Origin of the sequence: Pseudomonas sp. Snoq117.2, assembly GCF_900110545.1 — a bacterium.
Lineage (GTDB): Bacteria > Pseudomonadota > Gammaproteobacteria > Pseudomonadales > Pseudomonadaceae > Chryseomonas > Chryseomonas benzopyrenica.
On the sequence record NZ_FOED01000001.1, the window covers coordinates 200,441 to 219,860 of the forward strand.

Sequence of the window (19,420 nt, forward strand, 5' to 3'; positions counted from 1 at the left end):
TCAACGAAGGGCGTCTGGCCTGACCTGACGAAAGCAACATTTTGTTGCCCACCTTTGGTTGTACGACGTCGTATGTAGTGTTAAACCCTGAAAGGGCAAGCTAACGAAAAGGCCACTTCCGGCCCCTTCACAACAACAACAATCGTTAGGAGAACCGCCCTAATGGAGCGATCCGGTTCCGTCGAAAAATCCGTACCTCTGGCCAAGGAGCAAGGCTCCGGCCTGCGCCGCCTGGCGAAGCTGCTGGGCCCCGGCATCATCGCGGTGCTGTCCTGGCTGGGCGCTGGCGACCTCATCACCTCCTCGGTGGCTGGCGCCAACTATGGCTACGCCATGATGTGGGTGCTGGCGGTGTCCCTGCTACTGCGCTTTCTCATCGTCAACATCATCGCCCGCTTCCAGCTGTGCAATAACAAGGGCATGTCGATCCTCGAAGGCTATGCCCAGCTGCACCCGGTGTTCGCCTGGTTCATGCTTGGGTACGCGCTCGTCATGGGGCACCTGACCAACGCCTACATGCTCAAGGGCGCTGGCGAGGCCCTGGCCACCCTTCTCCATGTCGACTATCCGCTGCTTTGTTCGGTGGCGGTGGTGATCGCCGTCTGGCTGCTGGTGGGGCGCAACTTCTATGCCTTGATCGAAGGCGTGATGAAGGTGCTGCTGGCGGTCATGACCCTGGCCTTCATCACTCTGGCGGTGATGTCGGGCCCGGACCTGGGCGGTATCCTGCGCGGCACCATCGGCTTCAGCATTCCGCCGGACGAAGGCGTGCATGGGGCTCTGCTGGTGGCCGTGTCGGTCATTGGCGCCGTGGCCGGTTCCATCGCCAACTTCGTGCATCCCTATGTGATGAAGGAAAAGGGCTGGACCGGCCCGGAGCACAAGCGCATCCAGCGCAACGATCTGCTGTTCGCCGTGGTGGTTGGCATCATCATCAACCTGGCCATCTGGGTCGTCGGCGTGGAAATCCTCAGACCCAACGGCCTGCAGGTGAACACCCTGAACGACCTGGGCTCGGCGCTGGAACTGTTCTTCGGCTCGGGCGGCTGGTTGATTTTCTTCACCGGCGTTTTCGCCACCCTGTTCGCCAGCGTGGTGGGCAAGACCACCGCCTTCCCCATGCTGATCACCGATGCCCTGCAACACATCCGTCCGGAACGGCGCGAGCGCTATGGCAAGACCTTTCACAAGGACCCGGCGCACAAGTGGTTCCTGCTCTTCATCCTGGTGACGCCGCTGGTGTGGTCGCTGCCGGGCATGCCCGACTTCGTGACCCTGACCATCGGCGTGAATGCCTTGAACATCGTCGGCCTGCCGGTGATCTCCCTGGGCCTGCTGATCATGTCCAACCAGAAGTCGCTGCTGGGCGACGAGTACCGCAACAACTGGTTCGAGAACCTGGCCCTGGGTTTCGCCACCCTGTTGGCGATCTGGGTCGCGATCCAGCTGGGCCTGCAATTGCTGGGCTGAGCCCACCGCTTCAAGGGGCGGTTCGCCGCCCCTTCTCTTCCAAGGAGTCTAGAAATGGCTGAACAGAACCAACGTCCGCTGTTGCTGCAGGTGGGTCCGCTGCTGCCTGCGCTGCAGGACGCGCTGAAGACCCGTTATGAGGTGCTACGACTCTGGGAAGCACCCGATCAGTCCGAACTGCTCGCGGCACGCGGCCAGGACGTGGTGGCCGTGGTGACCTCAGGCGTGCACGGCGCGACCCGCGAACTGATGAGCGCCCTGCCCGCCCTAGCGGCGGTGTTCAGTTTCGGCGTGGGCTACGACAGCATCGACATCGCCGCGGCGCGCGACAGAGGCGTGCTCGTGAGCAACACTCCGGGTGTACTGGACGACTGCGTCGCCGACACCGCCTTCGCCCTGCTGATCGATGTAGCGCGGGGCATCAGTGCGGCGGATCGTTTCGTGCGCCGCGGCGACTGGCGCCTGGGCAAGTTTCCCCTGACCTCGCGCCTGGCGGGCAAGACCTGCGGCATTGTCGGTCTGGGCAACATCGGCAAAGGCATCGCCCGACGGGTGGAGGCTTTTGGCATGGAAGTGGCCTACCACGGTCGCCATCGGCAACCGGACGTACCCTATCGCTATCATGCCGATCTCGAAGCCCTGGCGGAGGCAGCGGACTTCCTGGTGCTGTCGCTGCCCGGTGGTCCCGCCACCGATGGGCTGATCGACGCGCGGATCCTCGCGGCCCTGGGACCGCGTGGCTATCTCATCAACATCGCTCGCGGCAGTGTGGTCGATGAGCCGGCCCTGGTGGCGGCCCTGCAAAGCGGCGCCCTGGGCGGCGCCGGGCTGGATGTCTTCGCCGAGGAACCCGAGGTGCCCACGGCGTTGCTGACGCTGGACAACGTGGTCCTCACCCCGCATCTCGGCAGCGGCACCCACGAGACGCGCCAGGCCATGGCTGACCTGGTGCTGGCCAATGTGGAGCGCTATTTCACCGACGGCACCCTGGTCACTCCCGTCTGAAAAGCGGCGGCCCGCGCGGCCGCCCTTTCCTACTCGATGGCGGGCAGGGTCTTGCTGCGGATCCGCCGTGCCAGCGAATCGTAGATCTCGCGGCAGCCTTCGTCCCAGAATCGGTCGGGATCGTCCTGGGGTTCGAGGGCAACGGAGAATTCGCCGTCGCGCTCCTTCAGCACGAAGTGGTCGTTGGTATAGAAGAAGGACAGCCCGATGGCGAAGGTCTGGGGCGTGCCGGCCAGGTCATCGACGATCACCGTGAGGTCGTAGCGCGCATAGACTTCCAGTTCGCGGACGATGTTGCCATCGACGCGCTTTTCCAGGCCCAACCCGGCATCGACCTGATCCGCGGGAGTGAGCCCCAGGTAGCGGGTGAAGCACTCCGGCAATTCATGCAGGCGGCGCTCCAGCTCCTGCCAGTAGGCTTCTTCCCGCTCGGCTGACTTGCTCAGCGCCTGACTCAATGCCTGATATCGTTCCATTGCCGTTCCCATCTGTTCACTGGAGGCCGTCGAAGGACGACCGACAGCTCTGAGACCCCGGCCGGGTCCCGGGGTGCCGCAGCGATCGGCGCCGGGCCTCAGGTCGCCGGCCAGCCCAGCACCGGCGCGCGGGTTTCGCCGAGCAGGAAGTCGCGATTGGCGTCGGTGCAGGCGCGCAGGTAGTCGGTCACCAGGGTGATGCGGCGCAGGCGGCGCAAGTCTTCGCGGTAGTAGAGCCAGAATTGCCGGGTGATCTGGATCTGTTCCGGCAGGAGCGCCGCCAGGCGCGGATCCGGCTCGGCGACAAAGCACGGCAGGATGGCCAGGGCGTGTCCGCACAGGGCGGCCTGATACTGGGCAATCACGCTGGTACTGCGCAAGCCGCTGCTGGCCTCCGGCAGGATGCGCTCCAGATAGAGCAGCTCGGGGCTGAAGGCGAGATCGTCGACGTAGGTGATGAACCTATGACGGTGCAGATCCGTGAGCTGCGCGATGGGCGGGTGGCGGGCCAGGTAGTCGGCGGTGGCATAGAGTCGCAGGCGATAGTCGCACAGCTTGCGGCAGACATAGGGCCCGCGTTCGGGGCGTTCCAGGGTGATGGCGATGTCGGCTTCGCGGCGCGACAGGTTGACGAAGTGCGGGACCGGTAGCACCTCGAGGGTGATCCCCGGATAGCGATCCTGGAAGAAGCTCAGCTGAGGCGCGACGAAGTAGCTGCCGAAGCCTTCGGTAGCACCGATGCGCACCTGGCCGGAAGGCGCCAGACGGGTATCGGAGATCTGCTCGCAGGCGGTCTGCAGGGTGCTTTCCAGGGTTTCGGCGTGCACCAGCAGCCGCTGCCCTTCCATGGTGAGGCTGAAGCCAGTGCTGCGCGACTTCTCGAACAGCAGGGCACCGAGCGCCTTTTCCAGGGCCGAGATACGCCTCGAGACGGTGGTGTAATCGACCCCCAACCGCCGCGCCGCGGCGCTGGCCTTCTGGGTGCGGGCGACTTCGAGGAAGAATCTGAGATCGTCCCAGTCGAGACGCGCTGCCGGGTTATTGGATTTTTGCATGTCGGTCGGGCGTTTTTGTCGGAAGCCAAGAGACTTTTGCCGGAACTATACTGCTTACCAGGGCGCGTCACGAGTGGTGACGGCGCGACCCGCTGCTACCCAACAACAATAAAGAGCAGGCAACCATGACCCACCCTCAGGCCCCATCCCGGCGCCAGGCCGGACGCTGCCCTTCCCTCCCGATCCTGCAGTCCGCGGGGTATCGCCCATGATGGCCAGCGACGCCTTCCGCGCAGCGCGCGACTTCCTGCTGCGCCATCGCACCGACTACGCCACTGCCGTCCGCGATTTTCGCTGGCCGGAACTGGAACACTTCAACTGGGCACTGGATCATTTCGATCGCTTGGCCGAGGAGCATGCCGGTCCGGCACTGTGGCGACTCGACGCCGAAGGTCGCGAAGAGCGCAACAGCTTCGCCGAGCTGCGCCAGGCCTCGAATCGCACCGCCAACTTCCTGCGGGCCCAGGGCGTGCGGCGCGGCGAACGCATCCTGGTGATGCTGGGCAACGAGGTGGCGCTGTGGGAGACGCTGCTCGGTGCTTTCAAGCTGGGCGCCGTGGTGGTGCCCGCCACCACCTTGCTCAGTGATGCCGATCTGCAGGATCGGGTGCAGCGCGGGCGCATCGCCCACCTGGTGGTGGGCAGTGCCCATACGGAGCGTTGCGCCAGTCTGGATCCGGGCCTCACCCGGATCTGCGTCGGGTCGCCGGTGGCCGGTTGGCAGCCCTATGCGCCGGGCGCCTGCGCCAGCGACTTCCTGCCGGACGGCCCTACCCTCGCCACGGATCCGCTGCTGCTCTATTTCACCTCGGGGACCACCTCGCGACCCAAGCTGGTCCTGCACAGCCACAGTAGCTATCCAGTCGGGCACCTGTCGACCCTCTACTGGATCGGCCTGCAACCCGGCGACGTACACCTCAACATCTCCTCCCCCGGCTGGGCCAAGCATGCCTGGAGTTGCGTCTTCGCCCCCTGGAACGCTGGTGCCTGCGTGTTCATCCATGATGTGCCGCGGTTCAAGCCCCAGGCGCTGCTGGAGGTGCTGGCGCGCTATCCGGTCACCAGTCTCTGCGCGCCGCCCACGGTGTGGCGCATGCTGATCCAGGAGGACCTCGCCGCCTATCGCGAGCGGCTGCAGCTGCGGGAGCTGGTCGGCGCCGGCGAGCCGCTCAATCCGGAGATCATCGACAGCCTGCAGGCGGCCTGGGGGCTGACCCTGAGAGATGGTTTCGGCCAGTCGGAGACCACCGCCCTGGTAGGCAATACCCCGGGCCAGCCGCTCAAGCCGGGCTCCATGGGTCGTCCGCTGCCAGGGTGCCACGTCGAGTTGCTGGATGCCGATGGCCAGCCGGGCAACGACGGCGAGGTGGCCCTGTCGCTGCAGCCGCGCCCCGCCGGGTTGATGCTGGGCTACGAGGACAGTCCGGAGAAAACCGCCGAGGTGATGCGGGACGGCCACTACCGCACCGGCGATACAGCGGTGCGTGATGCCGAGGGCTACATCACCTTCGTCGGGCGAGCCGATGACGTCTTCAAGTCGGCGGACTACCGCATCAGCCCCTTCGAACTGGAAAGCGCCCTGATCGAGCACCCGGCCGTGATGGAAGTGGCCGTGGTGCCGAGCCCCGACCCCTTGCGCCTCAATGTACCCAAGGCCTTCGTCATCCTGGCTGCCGGCCACGCGCCTTCGCCTGAACTCGCGCAGGAGCTGCTCGGCTTCGCCCGTGGCTGCCTGTCCCCCTACAAGCGAGTACGCCGCCTGCAATTCGTCGGCGAACTGCCCAAGACGCTGTCCGGCAAGATCCGCCGCATCGAGCTGCGCCTGGGCGAGGCACAGCGCCGCGCGGCTGGCACAGCCTACCTCCACGACTATGCCGAAGAAGACTTCGCCAACCACCCTGCCCCGGCCTCCGTTGCCACCGCCCAGGAATCCCTGTCATGACCCAGACCGCCATCAAAGACGTGCCGCTGCTGATCGACGGCCAATTCGTCACCTCCACCAGCCGCGAAGGCCGCGAAGTGATCAACCCGGCCACCCAGGAGGTGCTGGCGCGGGTGCCCTTCGCCACCACTGAGGAGATACAGCGCGCCGTGGCCAGTGCCAAGGCGGCCTTCGCCACCTGGCGCAAGACGCCCATCGGCGCCCGGGCACGCATCTTCCTGCGCTACCAGCAGCTGATCCGCGAACACATGAGCGAACTGGCCGCCCTGCTCACCGCCGAGCAGGGCAAGACCCTGGCCGACGCCGAGGGCGATGTCTTCCGCGGCCTGGAGGTAGTGGAGCACGCCGCGGCCATCGGCAATCTGCAACTGGGCGAACTGGCCAACAACGTCGCCAGCGGGGTAGACACCTATACGCTGCTGCAACCCCTGGGCGTCTGCGCCGGCATCACCCCCTTCAACTTCCCGGCGATGATTCCGCTGTGGATGTTTCCCATGGCCATCGCCTGCGGCAATACCTTCGTCCTCAAGCCCTCGGAGCAGGATCCGCTGGTGACCATGCGCCTGGCCGAGCTGGCGCTGGAAGCCGGGGTACCGCCCGGGGTGCTCAACGTGGTCCATGGCGGACCGGCGGTGGTGGACGCTCTCTGCGATCACCCGGATATCAAGGCGCTGTCCTTTGTCGGCTCGACCCGCGTCGGCACCCATGTCTATCGCCGCGCCAGCGAAGCCGGCAAGCGCGTGCAGTGCATGATGGGCGCCAAGAACCATGCGGTGGTGATGCCCGATGCGCCGCGCGAGCAGACCCTGGCCAACCTGGTGGGCGCCGCCTTCGGGGCGGCGGGTCAGCGCTGCATGGCGGTCTCGGTGGTGGTGCTGGTGGGCGAAGCCAACAGCTGGGTGCCGGATCTGGTGGCCAAGGCGCGCAGCCTCAAGGTGGGCGCGGGTCACGAGCACGGCACCGACGTCGGTCCGCTGATCTCCTGCCAGGCATTGGACCGGGTCAGCGGCCTGATCGAGCGTGGCGTGAGCGAAGGCGCGACCCTGGAGCTGGACGGCCGCAACATTCAGGTCGAGCGCTACGAGAAAGGCAATTTCGTCGGCCCGACGCTGTTCTCCGGGGTGACCACGGAGATGACCCTGTATCGCGAAGAGCTGTTCGGCCCGGTGCTCTGTGTGATGCACGCGGCCACCCTCGACGAGGCCATCGCCCTGATCAACGCCAATCCCAACGGCAACGGCGTCGCCCTCTTCACCCGCTCCGGCGCCGCGGCCCGCCGCTTCCAGGAAGACATCGACGTCGGCCAGGTTGGCATCAACGTGCCCATTCCGGTACCGGTGCCGCTGTTCTCCTTCAGCGGTTCGCGCGCCTCCAAACTGGGTGACCTGGGGCCCTACGGCAAGCAGGCGGTGCTCTTCTATACCCAGACCAAGACCATCACCACGCGCTGGCCCGACGAGCAGGACGTCGGCAGCGCCGGGGTCGTCAACACCACCATCACCCTCAAGTAAGGGAGACGCCAGCATGCATCTGGGATTTCTGGGACTAGGCAACATGGGCGCGCCCATGGCCCGCAACCTGCTCAAGGCCGGCCATCAGCTGACCGTCTTCGACCTCTCCACCGCCGCGCTGGAAGCGCTGCGCGCCGAAGGGGCCGAGGTTGCCGCCTCGCCCACCGCCGTGGCGGAAAGTGGCGCGGAAGTGATCATCACCATGCTGCCCGCGGCCGCCCATGTAAAGACGGTCTATCTCGGTGAAGACGGGCTGATCGCCCGGGCCCGCCCGGGCACCCTGCTGATCGATTCCTCCACCATCGATCCGCTCAGCGCCCGGGCGGTGGCCAGCGCCGCCGCCGAACGTGGCCTGGAAGTGCTGGACGCCCCGGTCTCCGGCGGCACCGGCGGCGCCGCGGCCGGCACCCTGACCTTCATGGTCGGCGGCAGCGAGGCGGGCTTCCAGCGTGCCCAGCCGCTGCTGGCCGCCATGGGTCGCAACCTGGTGCACTGCGGCGCCAGTGGCAACGGCCAGGTGGCCAAGGTCGCCAACAACCTGTTGCTGGGCATCTCCATGATCGGGGTGGCCGAGGCCATGGCCCTGGGTACCCGCCTGGGCATGGACGCCAAGACCCTGGCCGGGGTGATCAATACCAGCAGCGGGCGCTGCTGGAGTTCGGAGGTTAACAACCCCTATCCGGACGTACTGCCCCAGGCGCCGGCCTCGCGCGGCTACCAGGGCGGCTTCGCCGCCGAGCTCATGCTCAAGGACCTGGGCCTGGCCACCGAGGCGGCGCGTGCCGTGCGCCAGCCGGTGATCCTTGGGGCGGTCGCGCAGCAGCTCTATCAGAGATTCAGCCGCGCGGGTGGCGGCGGCCTGGATTTCTCAGCCATCATCCAGGACTACCTGGACGAGGACGGTGCATGAGCGACGCCAAGGTACTGCTGGAAAGACGTGGCGGGGTCGGCTATCTGACCCTCGATCGCCCGACCGGGCTCAATGCCCTGGACCTGGAGATGGTGCGCGCGCTGCACGGAGCCCTGCGCGACTGGGAACAGGACCCCGGCGTGCGGGTGATCGTGCTGCGCGGCAACGGCCCCAAGGCCTTTTGCGCCGGCGGCGATGTCCGTGCGCTCTACGACAGCTACCAGCGTGGCGACGACCTGCACCTGACCTTCTTCACCGAGGAATACGCCCTGGACCTAGCGCTGCACCGCTATCCCAAGCCGGTGCTGGCGCTGGCCCACGGCCTGGTCCTGGGCGGCGGCATGGGCCTGGTGCAGGCGGCGCGCCTGCGGATCGTCAGCGAGCGCACCCGCATGGCCATGCCGGAAACAGCCATCGGGTACTTCCCCGATGTCGGCGCCAGCCACTTCCTGCCACGCCTGCCGGATCAGCTGGGCCTCTATCTGGGCCTGACCGGCGTGCAGATCGGTCCGGCCGATGCCCTGGCGGCCGGCCTGGCCGATGTCTTCATTGCCGAAGCGACGACCGACGACCTCCTCCAACGGCTGGAGGCGGCCACTGCCCAGGGGCCGACCGATCTGGCCGCCCTGCTGCAGGAGTTCGCCACGGCGCCGGCCGAGTCGGCGCGTCTGACCGACCTGCGCCCCGCCATCGCCGAACACTTCGCCGCGGCGACCGTGGAAGAGTTGCGCGGCAGCCTGCAGGCGGAAAGCTGCTCCGCCTATCGCGACTGGGCCCAGGAGACCCTGTCCACCCTGGACGCCCGCTCGCCACTGGCGGTCGCCACCGCCCTGGAATTACTGCGTCAAGGCAGCGGGCTGTCGCTGGAGCAGTGTTTCGCGCTGGAGCTGCACCTGGATCGTCGCTGGTTCGAAAAGGGCGAGATCATCGAGGGGGTGCGCGCCATGCTGGTGGACAAGGACCGCACGCCGCACTGGAATCCGGCTCGCTGGCAGGATCTGGATCCACGCCGCGTCGCGGCCTTTTTCACCGATTTTCGCCATTCCTGAGGAAGGCTTCCATGCACGACATCGAACTCACCGAAGAACAACGCATGATCCGCGACATGGCGCGCGACTTCGCCCGCCGCGAGGTCGCGCCCCACGCCCGGGCCTGGGAAAAGGCCGAGTGGATCGACGACGCCGTGGTCGCCCAACTGGGTGAACTGGGCCTATTGGGCATGGTGGTGCCCGAGCAATGGGGCGGCACCTATATGGACTACGTCGCCTATGCCCTGGCCGTGGAAGAGATCTCCGCCGGCGACGGCAGCCTCGGCGCCCTAATGAGCATCCACAGCTCGGTGGGTTGCGGCCCACTGCTGCGCTACGGCACCGCCGAACAGCAGGATCACTGGCTGCCCGACCTGGCCGCCGGCAAGGTCATCGGCTGCTTCTGCCTGACCGAACCCCAGGCCGGCTCCGAGGCCCATAACCTGCGCACCCGCGCGGTCCTCGACGGCGACAGCTGGGTGCTCAATGGCAGCAAGCAGTTCGTCAGCAACGGGCGCCGCGCCGGCCTGGCCATCGTCTTCGCGGTGACCGATCCGGAGCTGGGCAAGAAGGGCCTGTCGGCCTTTCTCGTACCCACCGACACTCCCGGTTTTCGCGTCGAGCGCACCGAACACAAGATGGGCCTGCGCGCCTCCGACACCTGCGCGGTCACCCTGGACAACTGCCGGATCCCGGCGGCCAACCTGCTGGGCGAGCGCGGCAAGGGGCTGGCTATCGCCCTGTCCAACCTGGAAGGCGGGCGCATCGGCATCGCCGCCCAGGCCCTGGGCATCGCTCGCGCGGCCTTCGAGGCGGCGCTGGGCTACGCCCGCGAACGTATCCAGTTCGACAAGGCCATCATCCAGCACCAGAGCATCGCCAACATGCTGGCCGACATGCACACCCGGCTCAATGCCGCGCGGCTGCTGATCCTGCATGCGGCGCGGTTGCGCACGGCGGGGCAGCCCTGCCTCAGCGAGGCCTCCCAGGCCAAGCTGTTCGCCACCGAGACGGGCGAATGGGTATGCTCCAAGGCCATCCAGATCCATGGCGGCTATGGCTACCTGGAGGACTATCCGGTGGAGCAGTACTACCGCGATATCCGCATCACCCAGATCTACGAAGGCTCCAGTGAAATTCAGCGTTTGCTGATCACCCGGGAACTCGATCGCTACGAAATGTGAGGGCGTCCGGGATGACGGCCGTGACCTGCCCAGCAAAAGCCGAAGATGACACCCAAGCGTCATCAGCAGGCGCTGGGCGGGTGCTACGCTCCTGACAGGGATCGTGTCTGGTCCCGGTCTCGTCAAGGAATACCGTTATGGCCTCCCTGCTCGCCTGCATCGATGGATCCCCCCACGCCGAAAGCGTCTGCGACCACACCGCCTGGTTGTCGCGGCGGCTGGATGCACCCGTCACCCTGCTGCACGTGCAGGAATCGGCCAACAGCGGCAAGAAGGTCGCCAACGGCGCCCCGGTCTATCTGGACGATGATGTCGGTGCCGGGATGGCCAAGGCGCTGTTGCTCAATGCCCGCCAGCGCCTGCTGCAGCAGGGCCTGACCTCCGCCCCGCAGATCCTGCGGCGGCCCGAGGGCCTGGTGGATACCCTCAAGACCCTGGAAGCCGACACCCGCCTGCTGGTGATCGGCAAGCGCGGCGAGCGCTCAGGGGACAGCGGCATCGGCAGCCAGCTGGAAGCCGTGGTGCGCGCCGTGCACCGGCCGATCCTGATCTGCTCGGGGCCATTCAAGCCGCCACGGCAATTCACCATCGCCTACGACGGCCGGGAAGCCACTCACCAGGGCATCCTGGCGCTGGCGCGCAGTCCGCTGCTGGCCGGCATGAGCGGCACCCTGCTGCGGGTCGGCGAAGACGATCCGATCCTGCGCAAGCGCCTGGAGGACCTGGCCCTGCTGCTGCGCAGCGCCGGTTGCCGGGTGGACACCACCGTCGCGCATGGTGACGTGGAGCGCATCGTCCCCCGCCACCTCGACGAACGCCGGGCGGATCTGCTGATCATGGGTGCCTACAGCCACTCTTCGGTCTGGCGCTTCCTGCGCGGCAGTCGCACCACCCAGTTGCTGCACAAGACCGAAGTGCCGATGCTGCTGCTGCGCTAATCTCGCGGCTGCGCTCAGGCGCAGCCCATCCGTCTGGGACGCGCTTCGTCGGCCAGCCGACGCCAGCACTCAAGCCCGGCCGAAAGTCGCCGAAGCAACTCCTATAGAGCCCGCCTTCCGCCGGGCTCCCCGGCGCGTCGGTAGGCCCCATGAGCACCCATGTCATCCATTTCACCGGTCCCATCAATTCCACCAGTTGCGGCCAGCTGATCGCCCAGTGCTCTCAGGCGGTCCAGCAGGACGCCTCGCGCATCCTGCTCAAGATCGCCACCATGGGCGGCGATTGCAGCTACGGCTTCACGATGTACAACTTCCTCCTGTCCCTGCCGGTACCGGTGCACACCCACAACCTGGGTACCGTCGAATCCATGGGCAACATCCTTTTTCTCGCCGGTGAGCAGCGTACCGCCAGTCGCCACAGCAAGTTCCTCTATCATTCCTTCTACTGGAATCTGAACAACTCGGTGGACCACGCACGCATGGCCGAATACGCCATGTGCCTGGACTACGACCTCGACCTCTATGCCCGCATCGTCGCTGAGCGCACCGCCGGTGCCGCAGAGGCCCTGGACATCTACAGCTGCCTCAAGGCCAACGCCCGGCTGCTGAGTCCGGAAGCGGCCCTGACCACCGGGGTGATCCATGCCGTGGATGAATGCCGGGTGCAGGCGGGAGAGGTCACCACCTTCATCCATCTTTAAGCGGGCAACAAAAAACCCGGTGGCCGTTGGCCACCGGGTTTTTTGTTGCCTGATCCCGAGGATCAGCGACTGAAGGACATCAGGGTGTTGGGATAGCCGACGCTGGCATCCAGCCGGCTGGCATCGAAGAACACGCCCAGGTTTTTCGCCCCATCCTGCACGTAGCTGATCTTGAGGATCTGGCCGTTGACGAGGCGTACCGAGCCACCCAGCTTGAAGGCCGAGCGATTGGCTGCGGTCGCCGGGATGGAGATGGCCGCAGCGCGACGGTAGACACCGCGGTTCCAGTCGGCGTTGGTGAAGTCGTTGATGGCACTGCTGACGCTGGCGGCGCTGGTCACCCCGGTGGGCGAGACCGTCACGGTCTTGGGATAGCCCACGGCGTTGCCGTTGAAGGGCGTGCCCTCGGTGAAGACGCCCAGGCTGTTGCCGGCCTGCACCGAGGAGATCCGCCGTACCTGGCCATCCGCGGTGGTCAGGTAGGCACCGGCCTTGAAGGCAGCGCGATTCACCGCGGTTCCGGGTACCGAGATCGCAGCCTTTTTGAGGAACACGCCCTTGTGCCAGTCCGGGTTGGTGAAGTCGTTGACCACCGAGGTGACAGTGCCTGCGGTGGCACCGGTGCTCGGCGGAATCTGGACCCCGGCGTTGCTCCCCGTATTGCCGGTGTTGCCGGTGTTGCCAGCGCTGCCACCACCGGAATTGCCCACGGCGCCGGCATTGCCACCGGTGGAGCCGCTGTTGCCCGTGCCGGTACCGCCGGCGGCCGGCACGGTGCTGCCACTGGCGTTTGGACCGATGGCGGTGCAGCTGCTGTCGTCCAGGTATTTGCGCAGGGTCGGCCACTGCGGGCGCTCCTGGCCATTGATGGGCTCCACCGACATGAAGTAACTGCCCCAGCCGGGACCTGCGGCCCAGTAGGAGGCCGGAATGCAGTTCTGCTTCAGGTAGGCCAGCATGTTGTCCATCAGCAGGTTCCAGCGCGGATTGTTGTCCGGGACACCGAATTCGCCGATATAGCCACGCTTGCCGTTCTTCTTCAGCCAGTCGACGAAGGGCTTCACCCGCGTCACGCCATAGTTGGCATCGAGCTTGTTGACGTCGGTCTTGTCGTAGCTGCCGCCGGCGTTCTCGTCGAAGTAGGAGTGCGCCGAAAAGATGATGTTGTTGGCCGGATCCTTCAGCCCCAGCAGGGCATCATTGAATTCAGCCCATCGGGTGGCGCTCGACCAGCCGTTACCTTCGACGATCACCGGCCGGGTGCTGTCCACCGCCCGGACGCCATTGATGCCGTACTGGGCCGCGGTCGGCCAGTAGGCCATGGCATCGTGGGGCTCGTTCATGATGTCGTAGGCGTACAGCGAGGACTGGCCGCTCCACTGCCGCGCGATGTGGGTCATGATCTCTTGATAGCGGGCATAGGGTACGCCGCTGGTACCTATCACCTGACCGCGATAGCGGGCGTAGTTGTGCAGGTCGAGGATGATCTTGATGCCATGCTTCTGCGCATAGCCGAAGGTCTGGTTCACCAGGGCCACGTAGGCGCTATCCAGGGGTCCGCCCAGGCGTGGCTGCAGGCGTTCCCAGATGATGGGGAAGCGAATCAGCTTCACGCCCCGCGCGCTCCACTGCTGGAAGTAGGCTTCCACCGGGAAGATGTAGTTGGTGCCATTGATGCCGGGCAACACCTGGGGCGCGAAGCCCGCACCAGACAGATTCAGACCTACCAGGCTGACAGGCTCGGCCTGGGCGAAGCCAGCGGACAGCGCGACGACAGCAGCGGCCGCGGCGAGCGGACGACGAAGGGCGGTAACAACGGAGCGAATAGGTGTCATGGACAGGTACTGCTTTGGGAGGCGTGGCGTCGATGTCCTTTGTGTACGAGCAAAGCCTGGGTTTAGGTAAGGCCACTGGGACGTGACAAAAAAAGCGCTCTGCGTCCTGCAGTTGTCTCACCTAATACAAGTCATATGCCAGCCAAGTGAAACCTTTCATCCAACAGGAAGTCACAGCGTCCAAAGAAACGCTGAAAGCACCGGGACAGAGCCCTTGCGGCAAACGTAACCAAATGTGCGTGACACAGGGTCGCAGCTTGGAAAGCGGGCACCTGGTTGGTCTTTCGACCTCGAGAAGACAGAAATCTGACGCCAAAATTCTCCGAACTCTCTCAGGGAATTTTCCTCTACCGTTACCCTCCAAGGCTCAGCAATGTCTTGTATATAAGGTCCAGTCATGCGCGCAGAACAGCCGGGAACCCCTGTCTTCCGACCCACTCTCCTGGTGGTGGACGACGAGCCACTGGTAGCGGATTTCGTCCGCGAAATCCTCGAGCCCGAAGGCTTCAACATCATCGCCGCTGACTCGGCCGACACCGCCCTGTCGTTGCTGGAGAAAGAAGACGCCAACATCGACATTCTATTGACGGACATTCGCATGCCCGGCTCGATGGATGGCGCGCAACTGGCCAACATGGTGTGCCAGCGGTGGCCAGACATGCCGATTATTGTCATGTCCGGCTACGAAACGCCGTCCACGGCCAGCATCAAATGCAAGGTTCGGTTCCTGCCCAAGCCCTGGTCGATCGGTCAGCTGATCGACGCGGTGAATGGCGTGGCCTATTCGGTGACGCCCAGCGCCTGACTGGCGAGGAACCTCGGCAATGTGAACGCTGTCACATTGCCACCTCGACCGTCCGGACCGCCATAATGCTCGCCCTGACCCAGCAATTCGTTGCCCAGCTCCCCAACGTCACCTGCCTGTTCGGCCCGCTCACGCCGGATGGCGGTCTGCCCGCCCAGCTCTGCAACTCCTCCGGTCGACGTCGCCTGACGCTGATGCTGGATATCGCCCGGCTCCGCGATTCGAATTATTGTGCCGTTCAGGCGCAGCAGGTGCGCCGCTCACTGGGCACCTAACCGCTCGCTCGATCGTTCAGAGGGGTGGCGCTGGCCTGAGCAGGACCGCCTTGAGCGAAAAGGCCGAGGTCACACTGGCCACCCCGGGAATGCAGGTCAGGGTATCGGCCAGAAAGTGCTGGTAGGCCGCCAGATCCTGCACCACCACCCGCAACACATAGTCGGCATCGCCGGTCATCTGGAAACAGCTCATCACCTGGGGCGCCTTGACGATCTCCCGTTCGAAGGCGCGCAGGTAATCGGTGGACTGCTTCTCCAGACGTACCGAGACGAAGACGCTGACACTGCCGGCCAGCCGGGTTTCGTCGAGCTGGGCGTGATACCCCTGGATATAGCGCTCCTCCTCCAGACGCTTGACCCGCCGTAGCGTCGGGGTCAGCGACAGCCCGATCTTCTGTGCCAGATCGCGCCAGCTCAGCCGGCCATCGGCGGACAGGGCATTGAGGATGCGCAGGTCGATACGGTCCAGACCAGCCATGGTGCAAAACCTCTACTGTTGTTCTTGTAGAGAGTTCAATAGCACCAAACGACCCTGCTGCCCACCTCCAAATTGCGGCAAAACGGCTAGCGGAGCCGGCCTATACTCAGGTGACCAATAACAAGAATGCCGAGGCCTCCACCATGTGGCACCCTGCATCGCACCCGGACGGCCAACCCGTCCTGCGACCCGCCCGCCCCCTTACCTACCTGGGGGGTCGGCCATGAGCGACTACCCACCCCTGCGCCTGCACGTCCCCGAACCCAGCGGCCGACCGGGCCGTCCTACCGACTTCAACTATCTGCAGCTCTGCCCCGCTGGCCGTGCGGAAAAGCCACCCGTCGACGTAGCGCCGGTGGATACCCGTGAGCTGGCGACCCAGCTGATCCGCATCCTCGATGAAGACGGCTGCGCCGTCGGGCCCTGGGCCACGGAAGAAGCGCCCGACCTGTTGCTGCAAGGCCTGAGGGCCATGCTCAAGACGCGCCTGTTCGACGCCCGGATGCTCAAGGCCCAGCGGCAGAAGAAGCTGTCCTTCTATATGCAGTGCCTGGGCGAGGAAGCGATCGCCGTCGGCCAGACCCTGGCGCTGCGCCCGGACGACATGCATTTCCCTACCTACCGCCAGCAGGGCATCCTCATCGCCCGCGAAGCGCCGCTGGACGAGATGATCTGCCAGCTGCTGTCCAATGCCCGGGATCCGCTCAAGGGTCGCCAGTTGCCGGTGATGTACTCCTACCGCGACCTCGGTTTCTTTTCCATCTCCGGCAACCTGGGCACCCAGTACATCCAGGCAGTGGGCTGGGCCATGGCCTCGGCGATCAAGGGGGATACCCGCATCGCCGCCGGCTGGATCGGCGATGGCGCCACCGCCGAAGGCGACTTCCACGCCGCCCTCACCTTCGCCCATGTCTACCGGGCACCGGTGATCCTCAACATCGTCAACAACCAGTGGGCCATCTCCACCTTCCAGGCCATCGCCGGCGGCGAGGGCATCACCCTGGCCACCCGCGGTATTGGCTATGGCATCGCCGCCCTGCGGGTGGATGGCAACGACTTCCTCGCGGTACTGGCCGCCTCGCGCTGGGCCGCCGAACGCGCCCGGCGCAACCTGGGGCCGACCCTGATCGAATGGGTGACCTATCGCGCCGGTCCCCACTCCACCTCCGACGATCCGTCCAAGTACCGACCCGCCGATGACTGGGCGCACTTCCCCCTGGGCGACCCCATCGACCGGCTCAAGGCGCATCTGATCGGTCGTGGTCTCTGGTCGGACGCGCAGCACCAGGCGCTGGCCGCCGAGCTGGAAGCCGAGGTGGCCGCCGCGCAGAAGGCCGCGGAAGCCCACGGCACCTTTGCCAGCGATCTCGCCCCTAGCGCCGCCGACATGTTCGAGGAGGTCTACCAGGACCTGCCGCCGCACCTGCGCCGCCAACGCCAACAGCTCGGGAAGTGACGCCATGACCGTACAACAGGAAACCGACCTGCCGACCCAGGCCGGCAGCCGCAGCACCCTGACCATGATCCAGGCCATCCGCTCGGCGATGGACGTGATGCTCGAACGCGACGACAACGTGGTGGTGTTCGGCGAGGACGTCGGCTACTTCGGCGGCGTCTTTCGCTGCACCGAGGGCCTGCAGGCCAAATATGGCGCCTCGCGGGTATTCGATGCGCCCATCTCGGAGAACGGCATTGCCGGCGCCGCGGTGGGCATGGGCGCCTACGGCCTGCGCCCGGTGGCGGAGATCCAGTTCGCTGACTATGTCTATCCCGCCATCGACCAGATCGTCTCCGAGGCGGCGCGCCTGCGCTATCGCTCGGTCGGCCAGTTCACCTCGCCGCTGGTGTTCCGCATGCCCTGTGGCGGCGGCATCTATGGCGGCCAGACCCACAGCCAGAGCCCGGAGGCGATGTTCACCCAGGTCTGCGGCCTGCGCACCGTGATGCCGTCCAATCCCTATGACGCCAAGGGCCTGTTGATCGCCTCCATCGAGAGCGACGACCCGGTGATCTTTCTCGAACCCAAGCGCCTCTATAACGGCCCCTTCGACGGCCATCACGACCGCCCGGTGACGCCCTGGTCGGGACACCCGGCCAGCGCTGTGCCGGATGGCTATTACCGCGTGGAGCTGGAACGGGCCGCAGTGGTCCGCCCTGGCAAGCAGGTCACGGTGCTGACCTATGGCACCACCGTCTGGGTCGCCCTGGCGGCAGCCGCCGAGACCGGCATCGACGCCGAGGTGATCGACATCCGCAGCCTCTGGCCGCTGGACCTGCAGACCCTCACCGACTCGGTGACCAAGACCGGCCGTTGCGTGGTGGTGCATGAAGCGACCCGTACCTGCGGCTACGGCGCCGAGCTGGTGTCCCTGATGCAGGAGCACTGCTTCCATCGCCTGGAGGCGCCCATCGAGCGCGTGACCGGCTGGGACACCCCCTATCCGCATGCCCAGGAGTGGGACTACTTCCCGGGTCCGTCCCGGGTCGGCGCCGCGCTCAAGCGCGTCATGGAGGTCTGAGATGGGTACCCATGTCATCAAGATGCCCGACATCGGCGAAGGCATCGCCGAGGTGGAATTGGTCAAGTGGTACGTGGCGGTAGGGGATGAAGTCGGCGAGGACCAGACCCTGGCCGACGTCATGACCGACAAGGCCATGGTGGAGATCCCTTCCCCGGTGGTGGGCCGGGTAGTCGCCCTGGGCGGCGAGCCCGGCCAGGTGCTGGCCGTGGGCGCCGAGCTGATCCGCCTGGAGGTGGCCGGTGACGGCAATCTGCGCGGGGCCAGTCGCGCCGTGCCGATGGAAGCCGCGCCGGCGCCAGCACCCAAGGCGGAAGCGCCCAAGCCCGAGGCGGCCCCTGCTCCGCGACACCCGGAAGCGGAGCTCCCGCGCGACGACGATCGTCCGGCCTCCCGACCAGCCCCCGGCAGTCCGCCGCTGGCGTCTCCCGCGGTGCGCCAGCACGCCTGGGACCTTGGCATCGAATTGCGCTTCGTCACCGGCAGCGGTCAGGGGGGGCGCATCCTGCATGGCGATCTGGAAGCCTATGTGCAGCAACGCGACGCCGGACTGCCACCGGCCACCGGCGGCGGTGGCCTGACGAAACGCAGTGGCGAGGAGCGCATCCCGCTGATCGGCCTGAGACGCAAGATCGCCGAGAAGATGCAGGCCGCCAAGCGGCATATCCCCCACTTCACCTATGTGGAAGAGGTGGATGTCACCGAGCTGGAAGCCTTGCGCGCCACCCTCAACCAGCGCTGGCAGGGTCGTCGTGCCCATCTCACCCTGCTGCCCTTCCTGGCTCGCGCCCTGGTAGTGGCGGTGCGGGACTTTCCGCAGATGAATGCGCGCTTCGACGAAGAGACCAGCACCGTGACGCGGTATGGCGCGGTGCACCTGGGCATCGCCACCCAGGGCGAACAGGGCCTGGCGGTACCGGTGGTGCGCCACGCCGAGGCGCTGGATCTCTGGGGCTGTGCCCAGGAGGTGGCCCGGCTGGCCACCGCGGTGCGCGGCGGCAAGGCCGGGCGCGACGAACTGTCCGGCTCTACCCTGACCATCAGCAGCCTCGGTCCGCTGGGGGGCATCGCCTCCACGCCCATCATCAACCATCCCGAGGTGGCCATCATCGGCGTCAACCGCATCGTCGAGCGCCCGGCCTTCCGCCATGGCCTGGTGGTGCCACGCAAGCTGATGAATCTTTCCGCCTCCTTCGACCACCGGCTGATCGATGGCCAGGACGCCGCCAGTTTCATCCAGGCCGTGCGCCAGCTGCTCGAACAACCCGCCACCCTCTTCCTGGAGTAG

Annotated in this window: 18 protein-coding genes; 14 read left to right on the top strand and 4 right to left on the bottom strand. The window is 66.1% G+C overall.

Features of this window, described 5'->3' with window-relative positions:
- Positions 1–162: 162 nt before the first annotated feature.
- Together BMZ43_RS01065 and BMZ43_RS01070 are read left to right on the top strand one after the other, a co-directional pair.
- On the top strand, positions 163–1,470 hold the full coding sequence (locus BMZ43_RS01065; protein ID WP_017642590.1) for an Nramp family divalent metal transporter: 1,308 nt from the start codon (positions 163–165) through the stop codon (positions 1,468–1,470).
- Between the two features lie 54 nt (positions 1,471–1,524).
- Complete coding sequence (locus BMZ43_RS01070; protein WP_093249113.1) at positions 1,525–2,475, top strand: 2-hydroxyacid dehydrogenase; 951 nt, start codon at positions 1,525–1,527, stop codon at positions 2,473–2,475.
- A gap of 29 nt (positions 2,476–2,504) precedes the next feature.
- Here BMZ43_RS01070 and BMZ43_RS01075 read toward each other — a convergent pair whose 3' ends face one another.
- Complete coding sequence (locus BMZ43_RS01075; RefSeq protein WP_173148240.1) at positions 2,505–2,951, bottom strand: hypothetical protein; 447 nt, start codon at positions 2,949–2,951, stop codon at positions 2,505–2,507.
- Between the two features lie 98 nt (positions 2,952–3,049).
- A complete protein-coding gene (locus BMZ43_RS01080) occupies positions 3,050–4,006 on the bottom strand; it encodes a LysR family transcriptional regulator (RefSeq protein ID WP_093249117.1) in 957 nt (318 codons plus the stop codon).
- Positions 4,007–4,214: 208 nt separating this feature from the next.
- Here BMZ43_RS01080 and BMZ43_RS01085 point away from each other — a divergent pair, with 208 nt between their 5' ends.
- The 7 genes from BMZ43_RS01085 to BMZ43_RS01115 all read left to right on the top strand — a co-directional run bounded on the left by BMZ43_RS01085 (position 4,215) and on the right by BMZ43_RS01115 (position 12,220).
- Positions 4,215–5,948, top strand: coding sequence for an AMP-binding protein (locus tag BMZ43_RS01085; RefSeq protein ID WP_093249120.1), 1,734 nt, complete (start codon positions 4,215–4,217; stop codon positions 5,946–5,948).
- Positions 5,945–7,459 (top strand): CoA-acylating methylmalonate-semialdehyde dehydrogenase, encoded by a 1,515-nt coding sequence (locus tag BMZ43_RS01090; RefSeq protein WP_093249124.1) that lies wholly within the window; start codon positions 5,945–5,947, stop codon positions 7,457–7,459. Before BMZ43_RS01085 ends, BMZ43_RS01090 begins: the two co-directional genes overlap by 4 nt.
- A gap of 13 nt (positions 7,460–7,472) precedes the next feature.
- Complete coding sequence (gene mmsB, locus BMZ43_RS01095) at positions 7,473–8,369, top strand: 3-hydroxyisobutyrate dehydrogenase (protein WP_017642596.1); 897 nt, start codon at positions 7,473–7,475, stop codon at positions 8,367–8,369.
- Positions 8,366–9,418 carry an enoyl-CoA hydratase/isomerase family protein gene (locus BMZ43_RS01100; RefSeq protein ID WP_017642597.1) on the top strand — a complete coding sequence of 351 codons (1,053 nt, stop codon included), beginning with the start codon at positions 8,366–8,368 and terminating at the stop codon, positions 9,416–9,418. The genes mmsB and BMZ43_RS01100 overlap by 4 nt, the downstream gene beginning before the upstream one ends.
- Positions 9,419–9,429: 11 nt before the next feature.
- Positions 9,430–10,581 carry an acyl-CoA dehydrogenase family protein gene (locus BMZ43_RS01105; protein ID WP_064308847.1) on the top strand — a complete coding sequence of 384 codons (1,152 nt, stop codon included), beginning with the start codon at positions 9,430–9,432 and terminating at the stop codon, positions 10,579–10,581.
- Positions 10,582–10,718: 137 nt separating this feature from the next.
- Entirely contained in the window at positions 10,719–11,519 is an 801-nt protein-coding gene (locus BMZ43_RS01110) for a universal stress protein (RefSeq protein ID WP_064308848.1), read from the top strand.
- Positions 11,520–11,668: 149 nt separating this feature from the next.
- Positions 11,669–12,220: an ATP-dependent Clp protease proteolytic subunit gene (locus tag BMZ43_RS01115; protein ID WP_064308849.1), complete on the top strand. Its 552-nt coding sequence runs from the start codon at positions 11,669–11,671 to the stop codon at positions 12,218–12,220.
- 62 nt (positions 12,221–12,282) lie between these two features.
- On the opposite strand, the gene BMZ43_RS01120 is transcribed toward BMZ43_RS01115, so the two are convergent.
- Positions 12,283–14,055: a glycoside hydrolase family 5 protein gene (locus BMZ43_RS01120; protein WP_093249126.1), complete on the bottom strand. Its 1,773-nt coding sequence runs from the start codon at positions 14,053–14,055 to the stop codon at positions 12,283–12,285.
- Between the two features lie 397 nt (positions 14,056–14,452).
- On the opposite strand from BMZ43_RS01120, the gene BMZ43_RS01125 reads away from it, so the two are divergent.
- Together BMZ43_RS01125 and BMZ43_RS01130 are read left to right on the top strand one after the other, a co-directional pair.
- Positions 14,453–14,860 (top strand): response regulator, encoded by a 408-nt coding sequence (locus tag BMZ43_RS01125; protein WP_026084051.1) that lies wholly within the window; start codon positions 14,453–14,455, stop codon positions 14,858–14,860.
- A 65-nt stretch (positions 14,861–14,925) separates the two neighbouring features.
- Entirely contained in the window at positions 14,926–15,135 is a 210-nt protein-coding gene (locus tag BMZ43_RS01130; RefSeq protein WP_017642825.1) for a hypothetical protein, read from the top strand.
- 16 nt (positions 15,136–15,151) lie between these two features.
- Here the strand turns inward: BMZ43_RS01130 and BMZ43_RS01135 are convergent, their stop codons facing one another.
- Entirely contained in the window at positions 15,152–15,613 is a 462-nt protein-coding gene (locus BMZ43_RS01135) for an Lrp/AsnC family transcriptional regulator (protein WP_017642824.1), read from the bottom strand.
- Positions 15,614–15,836: 223 nt separating this feature from the next.
- On the opposite strand from BMZ43_RS01135, the gene BMZ43_RS01140 reads away from it, so the two are divergent.
- Genes BMZ43_RS01140 through BMZ43_RS01150 form a run of 3 tightly spaced genes read left to right on the top strand, consistent with a single transcriptional unit; the run spans position 15,837 to position 19,420 of the window.
- Complete coding sequence (locus BMZ43_RS01140) at positions 15,837–17,069, top strand: thiamine pyrophosphate-dependent enzyme (protein WP_093249129.1); 1,233 nt, start codon at positions 15,837–15,839, stop codon at positions 17,067–17,069.
- Between the two features lie 4 nt (positions 17,070–17,073).
- Positions 17,074–18,132: an alpha-ketoacid dehydrogenase subunit beta gene (locus BMZ43_RS01145; protein ID WP_017642822.1), complete on the top strand. Its 1,059-nt coding sequence runs from the start codon at positions 17,074–17,076 to the stop codon at positions 18,130–18,132.
- A 1-nt stretch (position 18,133) separates the two neighbouring features.
- Entirely contained in the window at positions 18,134–19,420 is a 1,287-nt protein-coding gene (locus tag BMZ43_RS01150; RefSeq protein WP_093249131.1) for a dihydrolipoamide acetyltransferase family protein, read from the top strand.

What these genes read in the sequence shown, in the direction of transcription:
- BMZ43_RS01065 (WP_017642590.1), top strand. Translation starts at nt 163, where the DNA reads ATGGAGCGATCCGGTTCCGTCGAAAAATCCGTACCTCTGGCCAAGGAG.
- BMZ43_RS01070 (WP_093249113.1), top strand. Translation starts at nt 1,525, where the DNA reads ATGGCTGAACAGAACCAACGTCCGCTGTTGCTGCAGGTGGGTCCGCTG.
- BMZ43_RS01075 (WP_173148240.1), bottom strand. Translation starts at nt 2,951, where the DNA reads ATGGAACGATATCAGGCATTGAGTCAGGCGCTGAGCAAGTCAGCCGAG.
- BMZ43_RS01080 (WP_093249117.1), bottom strand. Translation starts at nt 4,006, where the DNA reads ATGCAAAAATCCAATAACCCGGCAGCGCGTCTCGACTGGGACGATCTC.
- BMZ43_RS01085 (WP_093249120.1), top strand. Translation starts at nt 4,215, where the DNA reads ATGATGGCCAGCGACGCCTTCCGCGCAGCGCGCGACTTCCTGCTGCGC.
- BMZ43_RS01090 (WP_093249124.1), top strand. Translation starts at nt 5,945, where the DNA reads ATGACCCAGACCGCCATCAAAGACGTGCCGCTGCTGATCGACGGCCAA.
- mmsB (WP_017642596.1), top strand. Translation starts at nt 7,473, where the DNA reads ATGCATCTGGGATTTCTGGGACTAGGCAACATGGGCGCGCCCATGGCC.
- BMZ43_RS01100 (WP_017642597.1), top strand. Translation starts at nt 8,366, where the DNA reads ATGAGCGACGCCAAGGTACTGCTGGAAAGACGTGGCGGGGTCGGCTAT.
- BMZ43_RS01105 (WP_064308847.1), top strand. Translation starts at nt 9,430, where the DNA reads ATGCACGACATCGAACTCACCGAAGAACAACGCATGATCCGCGACATG.
- BMZ43_RS01110 (WP_064308848.1), top strand. Translation starts at nt 10,719, where the DNA reads ATGGCCTCCCTGCTCGCCTGCATCGATGGATCCCCCCACGCCGAAAGC.
- BMZ43_RS01115 (WP_064308849.1), top strand. Translation starts at nt 11,669, where the DNA reads ATGAGCACCCATGTCATCCATTTCACCGGTCCCATCAATTCCACCAGT.
- BMZ43_RS01120 (WP_093249126.1), bottom strand. Translation starts at nt 14,055, where the DNA reads ATGACACCTATTCGCTCCGTTGTTACCGCCCTTCGTCGTCCGCTCGCC.
- BMZ43_RS01125 (WP_026084051.1), top strand. Translation starts at nt 14,453, where the DNA reads ATGCGCGCAGAACAGCCGGGAACCCCTGTCTTCCGACCCACTCTCCTG.
- BMZ43_RS01130 (WP_017642825.1), top strand. Translation starts at nt 14,926, where the DNA reads ATGCTCGCCCTGACCCAGCAATTCGTTGCCCAGCTCCCCAACGTCACC.
- BMZ43_RS01135 (WP_017642824.1), bottom strand. Translation starts at nt 15,613, where the DNA reads ATGGCTGGTCTGGACCGTATCGACCTGCGCATCCTCAATGCCCTGTCC.
- BMZ43_RS01140 (WP_093249129.1), top strand. Translation starts at nt 15,837, where the DNA reads ATGAGCGACTACCCACCCCTGCGCCTGCACGTCCCCGAACCCAGCGGC.
- BMZ43_RS01145 (WP_017642822.1), top strand. Translation starts at nt 17,074, where the DNA reads ATGACCGTACAACAGGAAACCGACCTGCCGACCCAGGCCGGCAGCCGC.
- BMZ43_RS01150 (WP_093249131.1), top strand. Translation starts at nt 18,134, where the DNA reads ATGGGTACCCATGTCATCAAGATGCCCGACATCGGCGAAGGCATCGCC.